General features: G+C 45.4%; 14 protein-coding genes. 7 read left to right on the forward strand and 7 right to left on the reverse strand.

Going from position 1 to position 15,515, the window contains the following annotated elements:
• Window positions 1-77 precede the first annotated feature (77 nt).
• From BSZ04_RS17570 to BSZ04_RS17590, 5 genes are all read left to right on the forward strand, one after another.
• Window positions 78-320, forward strand: coding sequence for a hypothetical protein (locus tag BSZ04_RS17570; RefSeq protein ID WP_010447482.1), 243 nt, complete (start codon window positions 78-80; stop codon window positions 318-320).
• Between the two features lie 120 nt (window positions 321-440).
• Window positions 441-1,004, forward strand: coding sequence for a septation protein A (locus BSZ04_RS17575; protein ID WP_088880994.1), 564 nt, complete (start codon window positions 441-443; stop codon window positions 1,002-1,004).
• Window positions 1,005-1,115: 111 nt separating this feature from the next.
• Complete coding sequence (yciA, locus tag BSZ04_RS17580) at window positions 1,116-1,511, forward strand: acyl-CoA thioester hydrolase YciA (RefSeq protein WP_010447478.1); 396 nt, start codon at window positions 1,116-1,118, stop codon at window positions 1,509-1,511.
• A 112-nt stretch (window positions 1,512-1,623) separates the two neighbouring features.
• Window positions 1,624-1,920: a YciI family protein gene (locus tag BSZ04_RS17585; protein WP_010447476.1), complete on the forward strand. Its 297-nt coding sequence runs from the start codon at window positions 1,624-1,626 to the stop codon at window positions 1,918-1,920.
• 3 nt (window positions 1,921-1,923) lie between these two features.
• A complete protein-coding gene (locus tag BSZ04_RS17590) occupies window positions 1,924-2,325 on the forward strand; it encodes a GspS/AspS pilotin family protein (protein ID WP_071236145.1) in 402 nt (133 codons plus the stop codon).
• A 95-nt stretch (window positions 2,326-2,420) separates the two neighbouring features.
• Here BSZ04_RS17590 and metE read toward each other — a convergent pair whose 3' ends face one another.
• The gene (metE, locus tag BSZ04_RS17595; RefSeq protein WP_088880995.1) at window positions 2,421-4,703 is read right to left on the reverse strand and encodes a 5-methyltetrahydropteroyltriglutamate--homocysteine S-methyltransferase; all 2,283 of its coding nucleotides are present in this window, start codon (window positions 4,701-4,703) and stop codon (window positions 2,421-2,423) included.
• A gap of 264 nt (window positions 4,704-4,967) precedes the next feature.
• Here metE and metR point away from each other — a divergent pair, with 264 nt between their 5' ends.
• Entirely contained in the window at window positions 4,968-5,879 is a 912-nt protein-coding gene (gene metR / locus BSZ04_RS17600; RefSeq protein WP_038885034.1) for an HTH-type transcriptional regulator MetR, read from the forward strand.
• 22 nt (window positions 5,880-5,901) lie between these two features.
• Here the strand turns inward: metR and BSZ04_RS17605 are convergent, their stop codons facing one another.
• From BSZ04_RS17605 to BSZ04_RS17615, 3 genes are all read right to left on the reverse strand, one after another.
• Window positions 5,902-6,102 (reverse strand): DUF4250 domain-containing protein, encoded by a 201-nt coding sequence (locus BSZ04_RS17605; protein ID WP_005445023.1) that lies wholly within the window; start codon window positions 6,100-6,102, stop codon window positions 5,902-5,904.
• Between the two features lie 184 nt (window positions 6,103-6,286).
• Complete coding sequence (locus BSZ04_RS17610) at window positions 6,287-6,997, reverse strand: hypothetical protein (RefSeq protein WP_029560957.1); 711 nt, start codon at window positions 6,995-6,997, stop codon at window positions 6,287-6,289.
• A 71-nt stretch (window positions 6,998-7,068) separates the two neighbouring features.
• A complete protein-coding gene (locus BSZ04_RS17615) occupies window positions 7,069-9,525 on the reverse strand; it encodes an EAL domain-containing protein (RefSeq protein WP_088880996.1) in 2,457 nt (818 codons plus the stop codon).
• A 282-nt stretch (window positions 9,526-9,807) separates the two neighbouring features.
• On the opposite strand from BSZ04_RS17615, the gene BSZ04_RS17620 reads away from it, so the two are divergent.
• Complete coding sequence (locus BSZ04_RS17620) at window positions 9,808-12,192, forward strand: YgiQ family radical SAM protein (RefSeq protein WP_088880997.1); 2,385 nt, start codon at window positions 9,808-9,810, stop codon at window positions 12,190-12,192.
• A gap of 85 nt (window positions 12,193-12,277) precedes the next feature.
• Here BSZ04_RS17620 and BSZ04_RS17625 read toward each other — a convergent pair whose 3' ends face one another.
• The 3 genes from BSZ04_RS17625 to BSZ04_RS17635 all read right to left on the reverse strand — a co-directional run bounded on the left by BSZ04_RS17625 (window position 12,278) and on the right by BSZ04_RS17635 (window position 15,507).
• Window positions 12,278-13,600, reverse strand: a complete 1,323-nt coding sequence (locus BSZ04_RS17625) for a CoA-disulfide reductase (protein WP_088880998.1) — start codon at window positions 13,598-13,600, stop codon at window positions 12,278-12,280.
• 76 nt (window positions 13,601-13,676) lie between these two features.
• Window positions 13,677-15,083, reverse strand: coding sequence for a cation:dicarboxylate symporter family transporter (locus tag BSZ04_RS17630; protein ID WP_012128363.1), 1,407 nt, complete (start codon window positions 15,081-15,083; stop codon window positions 13,677-13,679).
• A 40-nt stretch (window positions 15,084-15,123) separates the two neighbouring features.
• Entirely contained in the window at window positions 15,124-15,507 is a 384-nt protein-coding gene (locus tag BSZ04_RS17635) for a RidA family protein (protein WP_071236150.1), read from the reverse strand.
• Between the last annotated feature and the right edge of the window lie 8 nt (window positions 15,508-15,515).

The raw sequence follows: 15,515 nt of genomic DNA on the forward strand, positions 1-15,515 counted from the left end.
TTATGCAACATCGTCAGCAATAGGAACATTACAGTACCAATTAATACACTAAATTATTGGTACTGTGAGGAGGCTATATGCTAATGCAGAGACATACTTACTACGGATTGATACACCACGGTATAAAAGCACTGTTGTTAGACAGAGTTGGGCACTTTACTGAAGATGAATACCATCAGTATTTGTCTATCATGACAGGCAAATCAACCTGCTTCACAATGTCTGAAGAAGAGCTTGAAATGACGGTCCACAATTTATTGCACGAAGGCTACTTAGAAGACGTAAAATCATTGGTCTCCCAGTACCAAAACGTAGCTTAGTCAAGGTAGAAAATTGCCGCGTAAACGTGGCAATTTTTGTATCCAAACACCTTCAAGTGTTCACATTGCCCGAGATTCCGCTAGACTGTCCTCAACTCAACAACTCGGTTTTTCTGCAATATGAAGCAAATCATTGATTTTATTCCCCTCATAGTCTTCTTTGCCCTGTACAAGATGTACGATATATATGTTGCGACTGGGGCACTTATTGTCGCAACCGCGATTCAGATTGTGTTGACGTTCGCTTTATACAAAAAAGTAGAAAAGATGCAGCTCATTACCTTTGCTATGGTCGCAATCTTCGGTGGCATGACTATCTTCCTACACGATGAAAACTTCATTAAGTGGAAAGTCACCATCGTTTATATGATCTTCGCCATTGGTCTAGCAGTTAGCCATGCGATGGGCAAATCGGCAATCAAAGGCATGTTGGGTAAAGAGATCTCCTTACCAGAAGCTGTTTGGACGAAGATCAACTGGGCATGGGTTGGCTTCTTCTCTCTCTGTGCGGGCTTAAACATTTATGTTGCTTTTAAGCTTCCATTAGATGTGTGGGTAAACTTCAAAGTATTTGGCTTGTTGATTGCAACGTTTGCGTACATGATCGCAACAGGTTTCTACATCTACAAACACATGCCCAAAGAGCAGAAAGAAGACTCATCCGATGTATCGGTTGATGATTAAAAACTCAGTTTTGCTATAATCCGCGCACATTTATTATTTACAGCGACCCTTGGGTCGCTGTTTTGTTGTTTGCTCCATTTTTTTGCATATTAGAAATATTAGGATGTCATCATGAGTGAAGAAGGTCATTCACCTAAAGGGCAATTACTGCTTCGTACTTTGGCTATGCCAGCCGACACAAATGCCAACGGCGATATCTTTGGCGGTTGGATCATGTCTCAATTGGATTTAGCTGGTGCAATCTTGGCCAAAGAAATATCTTCCGGCCGCGTTGTTACTGTTTCAGTTTCCAGCATTACCTTTAAAAAGCCGGTTAGCGTTGGAGACGTTGTATGTTGCTACGGCGTATGCAGTAAAATTGGTCGTACTTCAATGAGCGTTGATCTAGAGGTTTGGGTAAAACCAGTCAAAGTACACGGTGTTGAAGACCGCTTCATGGTTTGTGATGCCACATTCAACTACGTAGCCATCGATAGTGACGGTAAACCACGCCCGATTCAAAAGTAATCTATTGTACTTAAATGCTAGGAATTGCTTCACAATTTCGCATGTAAACTTGTTCGTGGTATAAAAAAGGCGTTAAATTAACACTTTACCCTCCCAATTAAGGAACTATGCTATGTGGTATGTCATCTTTTCTCAGGATATTGAGAATTCGTTGGAAAAACGTCTAAGTGTTCGCCCTCAACACCTTGAGCGCTTACAACAATTACAAGATGAAGGTCGCCTACTTACAGCAGGGCCAATGCCAGCGGTCGATTCCGATAATCCCGGTGAAGCAGGCTTTACTGGCTCAACCGTGATAGCAGAGTTTGCTAGTTTGGAAGATGCCCAAGCATGGGCAGACGCTGACCCTTACATTGCGGCGGGTGTTTACGAAAACGTGATCGTAAAGCCGTTTAAGAAAGTATTTTAAGTTATGAAAAAATTACTGTGTCTCTTCCTTGTATTTGGTGCGTTAGCCGGTTGTACATCTAACGATGACCAACAACGTCAGCTTGAACTGATGGCATCAAACCGCGCAGGCGTTCTATCTGCAGGCCTGCCTGTTGAGTATGGCCCACTTAAGATCTTGCGCGTTTCATCCAATAAAAATGTTGTTGAGATGATGATGATCTATAACGACGATGCGCTAGGTGCTAAGCCGTTAAATCAAGTACTCAATACCAGTATCTACACATACTGCAATACACCTGCAGTACGTAAACAAATCGATATGGGATTGATGTACCGAATTAAGATCCGCAACTCTCGTGGCCAATTAATAGCAGATGAGTTGGTATCTGAACAAACTTGTACTGCAACTCAGCAGCCACAGTAATGCGCTTATTCGTTCACTAGAATGAGTAAGAAATCAGGTAAGAAGAAAGCGAGGCTCAATGTCCTCGCTTTTTTATTTCCATTCGCTAGTAATCATTACGCGAGCTCAGTTCGTAACTTTTTCGCAGCCGAAACCAGATTGGCTAACGCCGCTTCGGTTTCTGTCCAGTTACGAGTTTTCAAGCCACAGTCTGGGTTCACCCACAAGCGCTGCGCTGGTATTTTCTCTGCCGCTTTTTTGATCAAGCCTTCAATCCAATCTTCTGTAGGGATGTTAGGTGAATGAATGTCGTACACACCAGGTCCAATTTCATTTGGATAATTGAAATCCTCAAACGCTTTGAGTAGTTCCATGTTAGAACGAGACGTCTCAATAGTAATGACATCCGCATCCATTGCCGCAACAGAGTCAATAATTTCATTGAACTCGCTATAGCACATATGTGTATGAATTTGAGTTTCTGGCTTTGCGCTAGCTGCCGAGATCTTAAATGCATCAACGGCCCAGTTGAGGTACTCATTATGATCGCGTTTTTTCAGAGGTAAGCCTTCACGAATCGCAGGCTCATCAATTTGAATAATATTGATACCAGCCTCTTGTAAATCTGATACTTCATCTCGCAACGCAAGGGCGAGCTGGTTTGCAATTTCTTTGCGAGTGATATCTTCACGAGGAAATGTCCAACACAAAATCGTCACAGGGCCAGTAAGCATACCTTTCATCTGCTTACTCGTTAGTGATTGCGCGTATGTCGACCACTCTACCGTAATTGGCTTTTCGCGTTCTACGTCAGCGACTACAATCGCAGGTTTCACGCAGCGGGATCCATAGCTTTGTACCCAGCCAAATTTGGTGGTTTGGAAGCCAGCTAAGTTCTCTGCAAAATACTCCACCATATCGTTACGTTCAGCTTCACCGTGTACCAATACATCAAGGTCGAGCGCTTCTTGACGCTTTACCGCGTCGGCAATGTGACCTTTCAGCGCTTGATGATACTCAGCCTCTGAAAGTTGACCGCTTCTGAACGCACTGCGCTGAACACGTATTTCACCGGTTTGGGGAAAAGAACCGATAGTCGTAGTAGGCAACAATGGCAAACCTAGTACTTCGGCTTGATGCGCCGCACGCTCGACATAAGGAGCACTGCGCTCCGTCAAAGAAGCCGAAATCCCTTCCAAACGATTTTGCACATGTGGCTTGTTTACGTGAGTCGCGGTTTTACGAGCTTTTATTGGCTGGCTATATGTATCACAAGCGAGGATCGCATTGTGGTCACCATCGAGTGCGCGTCCAAGTAGCGCTACTTCAGTCACTTTTTGTTTTGCAAACGCAAACCAACTTTTCACCTCATCACTTAGCGCTGGTTCCAATTCCAAATCCACAGGGCTATGCAGAAGTGAACAAGAACTCGCGATCCAAAGCCTATCACCAAGTTTGTCTTTGATTGGTTGCAAGCGCTCTAACTGGGAGCTTAAATCTGAGCGCCAAACATTACGGCCGTTTATCACACCAGCAGAAAGTACCCAACCTTGTGGTAGTTTAGCGACAACTTCCTCTAGCTGCTCTGGAGCGGCTGACAAATCAATATGCAAGCCATCGACTTTCAGAGCTATCACCTTATCAATCGTGTCAGTAACAGAATCAAAATAGGTCGTGAGAAGCACCTTCACATCACTTCGGATCACTTGATAAGCCAAGTTAAACGCGTCAGCCCACTTATCTTCAAGTTCAAGTGAAAGAATTGGCTCATCAATTTGTACCCATTCCACACCTTGGCTTGCCAACTTAGACAAAATCGCTTGGTACGCTGTTAGTAATCTCGGCAGTAAGGTAAGGCGGTCAAAGCCTTCTTCTACTTCTTTGCCCAAGTACAGATAGCTAAGAGGACCAAGCAACACAGGCTTTACTTTATGCCCCGCTTTGATTGCGTCGTTCACTTCTTCAAACAACTGTGGCCAGCTGACTTCAAATGTATCGTCCTTACTGAACTCAGGTACAATGTAGTGATAGTTGGTATTGAACCACTTGGTCATGTCAGAGGCCGCTGCACCTGCACAGCCACACCCCGATTGAGACTGACCACGACCCACTTTGAATAAGGTATCCAGATCTGGGAAGCCAGTTGCATGACGCTTAGGAACATGCCCCAAAAGCAGCGTCGTGGTTAATACGTGATCGTACCAAGCAAAATCTCCGGCAGTTGCGAAACTCAATCCCGCTTCTGATTGGGTGTTCCAGTTTTTCTCGCGTAGTCCCGCGCCGACTCGTTTAAGCTCAGCTTGATCGATTTCACCTCGCCAGTATTTCTCCTGTGCAAACTTCAGTTCGCGCTTTTCGCCAATGCGTGGGTAACCAAGAATATGCGTTGTCGTAGCCATGTCCGTATTCCTTATTCATTTTCTGATATTGAGGTCAGCACATCGGGAATGAAATTCATCAAGATGTCTGAATGGCTAAAACTATCTCTCTCATGCATGAATTGAACAACATCCAATTATTCAACTTGTTTATTAAAAAAATTCATAGTGAGCGATCTCACTCGCACTAGATTGACACAAATAGACGTCTAGACGTTTACATATCCATTTTTTATCGGTAAGTTAATATGGCTCATGGAAGACACATAAGGATGAAAGGGATTCATGATAGAGTTGAAACACTTACGTACCCTCACCTCGTTAAGAGATACTGGGTCACTCACTGCGACCGCGACGGCATTACACTTAACGCAATCCGCCCTTTCACACCAAATCAAAGACCTAGAATCTCGCATTGGTGGTCAGCTGTTTTTGCGAAAAACTCGCCCAGTAAAATTCACTTCTGAAGGAGAGATCCTGCTGCGTCTTGCTGACGAAATATTGCCAAAGATCGCCAGATCCGAGAACGAGCTGGCCAGCCTAAAAGAGGACGTTAACGGCCGCTTGCACATGGCGATTGAGTGCCATTCTTGCTTCCAGTGGTTGATGCCTGCACTGAAGGAATATCAGTTGACGTGGCCAAGTGTCACGCTCGATTTCTCCTCCGGATTTGGCTTTGAGCCTCTACCTGCATTACTCGCCGGAGAACTTGATTTAGTGATCACTTCCGATATTCAGCCACGCTCTGAAGTGCATTATGAGCCACTGTTTGATTTCGAAATGCGCTTGATCACGTCCACCAGCCATCCGCTTGCCAATAAAGAGATCATTGAACCAGAAGATCTTGCCGATCAAACCATGCTCTCCTACCCGGTTCAGAAACAGAGGTTGGATGTGGTAAAACACTTTTTGCAACCAGCAGGTGTGGAACCAGCCAAATGGAAACAGGCAGATAATACCTTGATGCTAGTGCAAATGGTGTCAGCAGGATTGGGCGTCGCGGCGTTGCCTAATTGGGCTATTTCGGAGTTTTCGCGACAAGGGCTCATCACCAGCAAGCCATTTGGGGATGGGTTGTGGCGTCGCCTGTTTGCAGCAACACGCAACTCAGAAAAGGATAAGCGTTACCTGCAAGCCTTCTTTGCCACCGCGCGCCAACAATGCAAAAGCCACCTTGACGGCATCAAGATGGCTTAAAATATGGGATATAGAAACGAAATTAACGTTCGTAGGATTTGAATTGATTGGTAAGTGGGTCGTATTGGTAACCAAGCATATCAAGCTTACCCACCACCGATTCCACGTCCATCTCATACATAGAAACCAGTTCTTCAAAGCTGTCGCACTCTAAGCGCAACTTTTCATTCACGATACCCAGCAAGATAATGCTGTCCCAGTTACTCACATTGCTTAAGTCCATAGCGACACTCCTCTAAAACAAGGTATTCTGCCTCAATTCTGTTGAGCACATGCGTCTTGGCGCGCTCTAAACCAATAGAGGCTATATCTAAAGCGTAGACTTAATCTAATGATTTGAAAGTGAGCTCGGTCTAAATCCCGAGCTCATCAATAAGAATTCTGATAGGAGTGTTAAACAGATAGGCTTATGCGCTAAGCAGGAATAGACCTTGAAGGCTGGTCATTGAAGCAAGAGCAAGTAACAATGCCGCTGCAACTTGGACTTTGTTTGGTGTCTTATGGGTAAAGATATGCCAGCACCAAACCACGATCGCCATAATCAGCATCGCCAATGACGCCAAGATATGTTGAGTAACAGAGTTAAGCGTCACTTCATCTAATTGATAGGCAGAGAACAGGCTCATCACCACCAACAGCATACCTGATACCACGCCTGTCACTGGAAGAATGCGATGGAAAGCTTGCAAACGACTACGCGCTATTACAAGTAGAAGCTGAGCAAATACTGCCCCTAAGAAGAAAACCATCAGAGCCATAGAAGCGGAAGCAGCCCAGTGCGGTTGTTCTATCACTTGAATGCTCACATAAGCAAACGCCAAACCGTTCGCAAGATGCAGCGCCCATAAAGGACCTTTTTCACGTGTCTTTTTGGTTTGAACTTGTGAGTAAAAATAGAAGATAGCGAACACAATCATGAATGCTTCAATACGAAGCGATGCTACTGCTAACCAAAGAATGCCAATTGATGGCAACATCTTGTGCAGACGACCACGTTGACCCGGACAGATATCGCCCTTAATCAAAAGCAAGGTCAACAGCGCTTGGGCGCCAAATAGCATAGGAGGAAAAGTTAACAGCAGTTGTTGAATCATGTTGAATGCAAACTCAAAAGTCATTTTGGGGTGGCGATAATAGCAAATAGCCTTTGTTCAGACTACTGCTTCGCCACCCTTCGAGTAATGGTTTGCTAACTATTTGCTAAGTAATGTAAGACGTCAGCTTGTGTAATAACACCTCGATAGTGATGCTTCTCGTCACATACCACCCACGGAAAGGCAATGTCTGCTTGCAGCAACTCTGGAATATTTTTGAGTTGTGTACTTGCTTCTACACTCTGGAATTTGGTACTCATCACTTGATTGACAGGTTTCTTCCAAACTCTAGCTTCTCTCTCTGTTTCTAAATCGGTTCCCATAGAGGGCGTCAAGTGCAAACTTATGTGCTCTCTTAATACCACTCCTACACATTGCTTCTCGTCCACAACCACGAGTGGAGAGTCAGGGTTCAAGTTCATAAACTCTACCGCAAGAGACAACGGATCACCCGGGTCAAGGTGGTGAACGTTTGAATGACACAGCGAAAGCAATGTTGCATTTGGGTTTGGCTTTGATTGCACATCCTCAAACAGATGCTCATAACTGATAGCTTTATCGTACGCCAACAAAGGTAATGCCTCTGAGAACACAAAACCTTGCATATAGTCCACGCCAATTCTGGATAATGCCCTCAGCTCACTCACGGTTTCAACACCTTCAGCTATCACTTTTACATTCAGGTTATGAGCGAGTTGAGTGATCATTTTGACAATATTGTATTTGGTACTACCTTCCGTTAGGTTCTGAACAAATTTTCTATCAATTTTAAGGACATCAAATTGACCATCCTCTAAGTATGAAAAAGAAGAATACCCCGTCCCGAAATCGTCAATAGCAATACTGATACCGTGCTGACGTATTTGCTCCAAAGCCAGCTTATGCTCAACATCTTGTTCAAAGTATGCGGTTTCGGTCAACTCCACTGTTACCACTCTAGGATCAACCTTACTAGATTGGATAATTTCAAAGGAATTTTGTATTACCTGGAGAGAATCCAACCGCGTATTCAACGAACGATTAATCGTTAAGCCTACGTCCTCGCCGTAAACATGCTGCAAGTGTGGAAACTTCTCAATGGCTATTTGACACACAAGATCATCAAGTGCAGAGACCAGCTCTAAATCCTCAATGATGGCGATCACTTCTTGAGTACTGCATTGCTGAGTCTGTAAATGAAAGCGAGCAAGCGCCTCAAACTTAGCCACTCGACCAGTTCTTGCCTCTATGATTGGTTGGAAATAAACATCAACTTCCCTACTGGCAATTTTCTCTCTCAAGACACTTTCTAATTGCAGTCGTTTTACTAACTCTGTGTGCAAATCACTATTGTAAAAATTGAAGTAATTCTCAATCCCAGATTTAGCAGAAACCATTGCTTGTGCAGCTTGCACAATCGCTTTGGTTGGGCTGTCTGTATCATATCCGATGACCGAAACACCTGTACGACCTGCGACAACGGAATCGTGCATTTCAGAGCCAACTTCCGCCCTTAGTTCAGCGAAAAATCCTCGAATTGCAATTTGTATCAATCGTAAAGGGCTAAGCCATCGACATTTAGGTGTTTGTATACAAATAGAAAAGACATTTTTAGTAAGCTGACTCGCTAGACTGACATGTTTACTACGCATTAAGAAATCAGATAGACCCAGTTGCTCTTCAACCATAAATTGAGAGCTAAAGTTAGGTGCGATAGTCATAACAATCTTAATATCGTTCTTTATATCGTCAGTGCACAAAGCGGTGAGTTTCTTCTCAAACTCATTTTTGTTTGGTAAATAACTGATCCAATGGGAGTTGGTTTCTTTAGCATTTGTAAGCCTGAATAAAGCAGCGGATATATCTGTTGAAAAGCCAATATAGAGAACGCGTTCATTCGATAAAGCAAGTTTATAGAGACAAAGATGGTGAGCCTGATCGCCACCGGAAGCATTCAGGCTGAGCAAATTACCACTCCAGCCCCCCTCAGTTTCCACCTCTCGCCAAATATTCTCGTAAAACTCTTTGCTGTGTAACTCTGAACTGAAGATTTGAGTTTTTAAGCCAACAATATCAAGGTTTTGGTAACCCATCTGATTTTCAAATGCGGAATTACACCCCAGTATTCTGGTCTCGGAGTCAGCAACCAAAACACCCACGTTTGGTAAATTGAAAAGCGTCTCTAAAATTTTGGCTTGCTCTTGTTGCCCTTTGACTTTGATTTGAGGAATCAATGACCCCTGAATATAAGCGCTATTTATCTTTTCGAACCGACATTCAATATGAACAAAAACATCAGGCTGGGGGGTAATACAGCACGAAAAAAACTCTTCCCCACCTAATGCTTTCACTCTACTAAACCGAATTGACGCCTCTTCTTTTTGTTCTGGCGACATGTAATCGAACAACTGTTCAAAACAGGTCAACGGTACCATTATTTCGCAACTTTTCATTAAGGCTTGCTGATCACACTCAAATACTTGCGTATCGATATTCAACGACCAGTTTATGACCTTTGTTTCACTTTTTAGTGTGGGCTCAGATTGCGACACCGCGTTAAGTAGTTCTGTCATCACTTAACCTCACTTATTCCCTAGCACAGACTATGCGTCAATTTGAGTATAGACATACTCCATAACATGAACACCATAGCTTTTGGCTAAAGTTTGAGTTCGATCAACACCTTTAACCCTATATGAAATAAGGACAAAATTGCTGAACCGCTCACTTAAGAACCAACTTGCTCAATTCTCTATTGGCAATACGATTAGAACTAAGAGAGATATGTCACTTGCCTGTAGATACCTGATCACCAAATCGCTATAATTCGCGCTCCCTGGAACAGAGAGCAAAATATGACCAACGACATTACTCCTATTCATGAGTACAAAAAATACTGGGCTGAGTGTTTTGGTACGGCACCTTTCTTGCCGACCAGCCGCAAAGAAATGGACGCCCTAGGATGGGATAGTTGTGACATTATCATTGTCACGGGTGACGCGTACGTGGACCACCCGAGCTTTGGTATGGCGATCATTGGTCGTCTTCTGGAAGCACAAGGCTTCCGTGTCGGTATCATTGCTCAACCAGAATGGAACAACAAAGATGCTTTCATGCAGCTTGGTAAGCCAAATCTGTTCTTCGGGATCACCGCGGGTAACATGGACTCGATGATCAACCGTTACACGGCGGATAAAAAGCTTCGTCACGATGATGCGTACACGCCAAACAACGAAGGCGGTAAACGTCCTGATCGTGCAACCTTGGTGTATTCACAGCGTTGTCGTGAAGCCTATAAAGGCACACCTATCGTTCTTGGTGGTATCGAAGCAAGTTTGCGTCGTGTGGCTCACTACGATTACTGGTCTGATAAAGTTCGCCGCTCTGTTCTGTTCGATGCAAAAGCGGACATCCTTCTTTTTGGTAACGCAGAACGTGCCCTAGTGGAAGTCGCGCACCGTCTTGCCGATGGCGAAGACATTTCGACCATGACCAACATTCGCGGTACTGCGGTAAACCTTGCGGCAGAGCCAGAAGGCTACACCATTATCGATTCTTCTCGCATTGAGAAACCTCGTAAAGAAGCGTTCGTACCTAAGAACCCTTACGAAGTGGAAACTCAGTGCGATACCAAAAAAGATGAGCCCGTCGCACAGCCGATCACGATTCGTCCATCGCGTCACGATGCAGCAACGACCGCTGTCCGCCTGCCTCATTTTGAAAAACTCAACAACGACCGTATTCTTTATGCGCACGCGAGCCGTGTGATGCACTTGGAAACCAACCCATACTCTGGCCGCGCACTGATTCAGCGTCATGGTGACCGTGAGCTTTGGGTAAACCAAGCTCCGATCCCGCTAAGCACAGAAGAGATGGACTACGTGTTCGGCCTATCGTACGCACGTGTTCCTCACCCTATGTACGGCAAAGCAAAAATTCCTGCTTACGACATGATTAAGACCTCGGTTAACATCATGCGTGGCTGTTTTGGTGGCTGTTCTTTCTGTTCGATTACCGAGCACGAAGGCCGCATCATTCAAAACCGCTCACAAGACTCAATCATCAATGAGCTGGAAGAGATCCGCGACAAAGTACCTGGCTTTACCGGTACAATCTCTGACTTGGGTGGCCCTACAGCAAACATGTACCGTCTTGGCTGTAGCGATCCAAAAGCAGAAGCAAACTGTCGTCGCCCTTCTTGTGTGTTCCCAGGTATCTGTAACAAACTAAACACGGACCACAAACACACCATCGATCTTTACCGTGCCGCGCGTAAAGTGGAAGGCGTGAAGAAAGTTATGATCGCATCCGGCGTACGTTACGACCTAGCGATTGAATCACCAGAGTACGTGAAAGAGCTTGTAACTCACCACGTAGGCGGTTACCTAAAGATTGCTCCAGAGCATACCGAGAAAGGGCCACTGGACCTGATGATGAAACCGGGCATGGGCACTTACGACCGCTTTAAAGAGATGTTTGAGAAGTACAGCGCGGAAGCGGGTAAGAAGCAATACCTGATCCCTTACTTCATCTCAGCGCACCCAGGTACCGAAGACGAAGACATGCTGAACTTGGCGCTGTGGTTGAAGAAAAACAACTTCGAGTGTGACCAAGTACAGAACTTCTACCCATCGCCGATGTGTAACGCAACGTCAATGTACTACTCAGAGACAAACCCTCTGAAACGCGTGAAGTACAAACAACGTGAAGATGTGCCAGTAGCAAAAGGTGAACGTCAACGTCGTCTACATAAAGCGCTACTTCGCTACCACGATCCAGATAACTGGCCAATGATCCGTGAAGCGCTGATCAACATGGGCAAGAAGCACCTGATTGGTGATAAGCCGAACTGTTTGGTTCCAGCAGAAGACATTGATGCGCAAACACCAGCACAACGTCGTAAGTCTGGTCGTCACGGTGCAAACCGTTTTGCAACTAAACACACCAAGAACCAACCAGGCTTTGGTGGTCACTTGAACAAACGTTCTGAAGGTGGCTCGCGTGATGGCAAACCATCTGGCAACCGCAACGGTTCAGGTAAAACGCAAGGCGGTCAAAACGGCCAAGGTCGTGGAAACCAAAACCGCGGTAATGGTGGCGCAAATGGTCAACGTCCTAACTCGGGCTCTCGACCAGGCGGTAACAACCAAAACCGTTCAAACGGCGCAGGTTCACAAGGTCAAGGTCGTCCTCAAGGACAAGGCAAACCGGCTGGTCAACGCAAACCGAAACGCCGTTAATTCAATATGACTTGAATACTAAAAAGGGCTCCAGAGATAACTCTGGAGCCCTTTTGTTTTGTCTGAATGAACCTAGATAGCTAAATTATTTCGCTACGTTACCTGCAACGTTCAGTGCATCCCAAGTACGTGCGAATGGTGGTGCGTAGCAGAAGTCCATGTAGCCTAGTTGCTGTGTTGTCATCTTCGCGGTGATGGCAACAGCAAGTGCGTTGATTCTGCCTACTGCGCCCTTCTTGCCAACGATTTCGCCACCAAGCAGTACATTGGTTTCTGGGTGATAAACCAACTTCACTTTAATGTCTTCTTGACCTGGGTAGTAGTCGGTTTGGTTCTTATCTGAAATGGTTGAAACCTTCACTTCCAAACCGTGTTCTTTGGCTAGAAGTTCTGATACGCCTGTGCATGCCAGTTCGTAGTCCAGCACTTTCAAACAAGATGAACCTAAGAAGCCACTCATGTAAGTGTCTTTGCCAGCAAGTTTGTCAGCCATCATGCGCGCTTGTTTGTTCGCTGTGGTTGCCAGCGGAACATATACTGATTTTCCTAGCGCCATGTGGTGAACCACTGCACAGTCGCCAACAGCGTAAATGTGTGCATCTTCTGTTGCGCCAAACTCATCTACTAGTAGTGCACCGTTCGCGGCTTTTGGTAACTCGAACGCTTCTGTGTTTGGTTTGAAACCAAGTGACATGATCACAACGTCTGCTTCAACATTGCCGTTGTCGGTTTCTACGATGTAACCGCCCTGCTCTGCGTCGCGAATGGCTGATACGCTACAACCGGTTTTAAGCTCAGCGCCAGATTCACGAATCGCGCCTTCTACCACTTCAATCATTTCAGGGCTGAGCTGACGACTCATCACGTGCTGTTCACGCTCGATGATGGTAACGTGCTTGCCTAGTAGGTGTGCGGCATCGAACACTTCAAGGCCAATAAAGCCGCCGCCGATAACGCAAACGCGTTGTTTGTTGCTGTCCTTAAGCGCTTCTTTTACCGCCAAGCCATCTTCCATGCTGGTTAGCGTGTATACGTGTTCTGGGTTGAACTCGCCAAACGATGGCACGATTGGGCGTGCGCCCGTGGCAATCACCAACATATCGTAATCGATGGTGCTTTCTTCACCTTGGTGACGGACTTTAATCTGCTTTTCAGTGCGGTCTAGTGCCACCATTTCAGTTTCAATGCGCACGTCTAAACCAGATTTAATCGCTTGCTCTGGCGTACGAGAAATCATGCGCTCAGTGTCATCAAACATGCCACCAGCAAAATAAGGTAAACCACACGCACCGAACGAGATGTAATCGCGCTTATCTAGCACAATCACTTCATCTGATGGCTGATTACGTTTGTATTTCGCTGCGAAACTCATACCTGCAGCGCTACCGCCTACGACAACAACTTTCATATTTATTACCTAAATAACCTGAACTCAGGAAAAACGGAGAGCACCCGCGTTGGGTGCTCTTTATTAAGTTTGGAAATTACACTGCTGCTTCTTTTGTTACTGTTGCAGCCACATCAGCATTGTATTGCTCAGTGTTTAGTGAGCCATTCTTCTTCGCGGTTAGTACACCTGACAACATTGAGCCAGAGATGTTAAGCGCGGTACGAGCCATGTCGATAAGTGCTTCGATAGAAACCAGAATCGCCACAACCGTAATGTCTAGACCCATGATAGTCAGTACTGCTACTGCTGCGAACGTTGCACCGCCACCAACACCTGCGATACCGAATGAAGCAATCGCGATGACAGCAATCAGTTGTACGATGAAGCCTAGGTCTACTGGCATACCCATTACTTGAGCCGCCATGATAGCTAACATTGCTGGGTAGATACCCGCACAACCGTTCTGACCGATACTGGTACCGAATGTTGCTGACATGTTTGCTGTTTCTTCGTCCACACCTAGACGTTGAGTTTGAGTTTCAACGTTTAGTGGGATTGCTGCCATGCTTGAGCGAGAACCGAAGCCAAATACTAGCACTGGCCAGATTTTCTTCATGAACTTCGCAGGAGACAGACCGAACATAGACACCATCACGAAGTGGATAGCGAACATTACACCGATTGCCACGTAGCTTGCTAGTAGGAAGCGACCCATTTCTGCTAGTGCGAACAAATCGTTTGTCATCATGAACGTTGTCATCAGAGCGAATACACCGTAAGGCGTCAGCTTCAGAATCTCACGTACCATTGAAAGCACCACTTCTTTTGCAGAGTTGATGAAATCAACGAAGTTTTGCACTTTCTCAGGCTTACGGTTTTTCACTTGAAGGATACAGTAGCCAAGGAACATACCGAACAATACTGTCGATAGTGTCGATGTACGCTCAGAGCCCGTTAGCATGTCGAAGATGTTGGTTGGGATGATAGACAGTGCCATACCTGACAGACCGCTGCTCGCCATTGCATCTTGCGTCGCTACTAGTGCATCACCACGAGCTTCAATCGCACCGTTGGTACCAATTGTGCTCACTAGTGCGTTTGCATCGATACCGAATAGGTAAATACTTGCGATGCCCACTGCCGCAGAGATAGCACAAGTGAAAAGTAGAATACCGATGATTTTTGGTGCGATACGCGATAGTGCACCGCCGCCTTCTACGTTCATGATCGAAGAGATCATCGCCACAAATACTAGTGGGATTACGATCATTTGTAGAAGCTTGATGTAGCCTTTACCGAACACAGAAATCAGTTCAGCAAAACCTGCTGTTGCAACGTTGCCAACACCGAATACGAGTTGAATCGCACCGCCGAATAACAGACCAGCAGCAAGCGCACTCAGTACGCGGAAGTTAAAGCTTTTCTTTTGTTTTTTGAAGTTCGCAAGTAATGCGTAGAACCCAAAGAACAGGATGCTCAATCCAATAAATGAAACGCTCATGAGAATCTCCTATTGATACCCATTTATGTCCGAAAATCGGTTATTTTTTGTATGCAATGGCTTCAACTTCAACCAATGCGTCTTTTGGTAGTCTTGCTGCTTCAACACAAGAGCGAGCTGGTGCGTTTTCTGTACCAAATACTTCTGTGTACACTTCGTTAAATGCGGCGAAGTTTTCCATATCTGATAGGAAGCATGTTGTCTTCAATACTGTGTCTAGGCCCGCACCGCTTGCTTCTAGAACCGCTTTTAAGTTCTCTAGAGACTGACGAGCTTGCTCTTTGATGCCGCCTTCAACAAACTGCATGGTTTCTGGAACCAGTGGTAGTTGGCCTGATGTGTAAACCATTTCGCCATAAGCTGTACCTTGTGAGTAAGGGCCGATAGCTGCTGGTGCTTGTTCAGTGGCAATGATCTGTTTCACAATGTAAC

This window comes from Vibrio rotiferianus (genome assembly GCF_002214395.1).
Taxonomy (GTDB): Bacteria; Pseudomonadota; Gammaproteobacteria; order Enterobacterales; family Vibrionaceae; genus Vibrio; species Vibrio rotiferianus.

Excerpts from the sequence above, each read along its gene's own strand:
- BSZ04_RS17570 (WP_010447482.1), top strand. The coding sequence starts at position 78 with ATGCTAATGCAGAGACATACTTACTACGGATTGATACACCACGGTATA.
- BSZ04_RS17575 (WP_088880994.1), top strand. The coding sequence starts at position 441 with ATGAAGCAAATCATTGATTTTATTCCCCTCATAGTCTTCTTTGCCCTG.
- yciA (WP_010447478.1), top strand. The coding sequence starts at position 1,116 with ATGAGTGAAGAAGGTCATTCACCTAAAGGGCAATTACTGCTTCGTACT.
- BSZ04_RS17585 (WP_010447476.1), top strand. The coding sequence starts at position 1,624 with ATGTGGTATGTCATCTTTTCTCAGGATATTGAGAATTCGTTGGAAAAA.
- BSZ04_RS17590 (WP_071236145.1), top strand. The coding sequence starts at position 1,924 with ATGAAAAAATTACTGTGTCTCTTCCTTGTATTTGGTGCGTTAGCCGGT.
- metE (WP_088880995.1), bottom strand. The coding sequence starts at position 4,703 with ATGGCTACGACAACGCATATTCTTGGTTACCCACGCATTGGCGAAAAG.
- metR (WP_038885034.1), top strand. The coding sequence starts at position 4,968 with ATGATAGAGTTGAAACACTTACGTACCCTCACCTCGTTAAGAGATACT.
- BSZ04_RS17605 (WP_005445023.1), bottom strand. The coding sequence starts at position 6,102 with ATGGACTTAAGCAATGTGAGTAACTGGGACAGCATTATCTTGCTGGGT.
- BSZ04_RS17610 (WP_029560957.1), bottom strand. The coding sequence starts at position 6,997 with ATGACTTTTGAGTTTGCATTCAACATGATTCAACAACTGCTGTTAACT.
- BSZ04_RS17615 (WP_088880996.1), bottom strand. The coding sequence starts at position 9,525 with ATGACAGAACTACTTAACGCGGTGTCGCAATCTGAGCCCACACTAAAA.
- BSZ04_RS17620 (WP_088880997.1), top strand. The coding sequence starts at position 9,808 with ATGACCAACGACATTACTCCTATTCATGAGTACAAAAAATACTGGGCT.
- BSZ04_RS17625 (WP_088880998.1), bottom strand. The coding sequence starts at position 13,600 with ATGAAAGTTGTTGTCGTAGGCGGTAGCGCTGCAGGTATGAGTTTCGCA.
- BSZ04_RS17630 (WP_012128363.1), bottom strand. The coding sequence starts at position 15,083 with ATGAGCGTTTCATTTATTGGATTGAGCATCCTGTTCTTTGGGTTCTAC.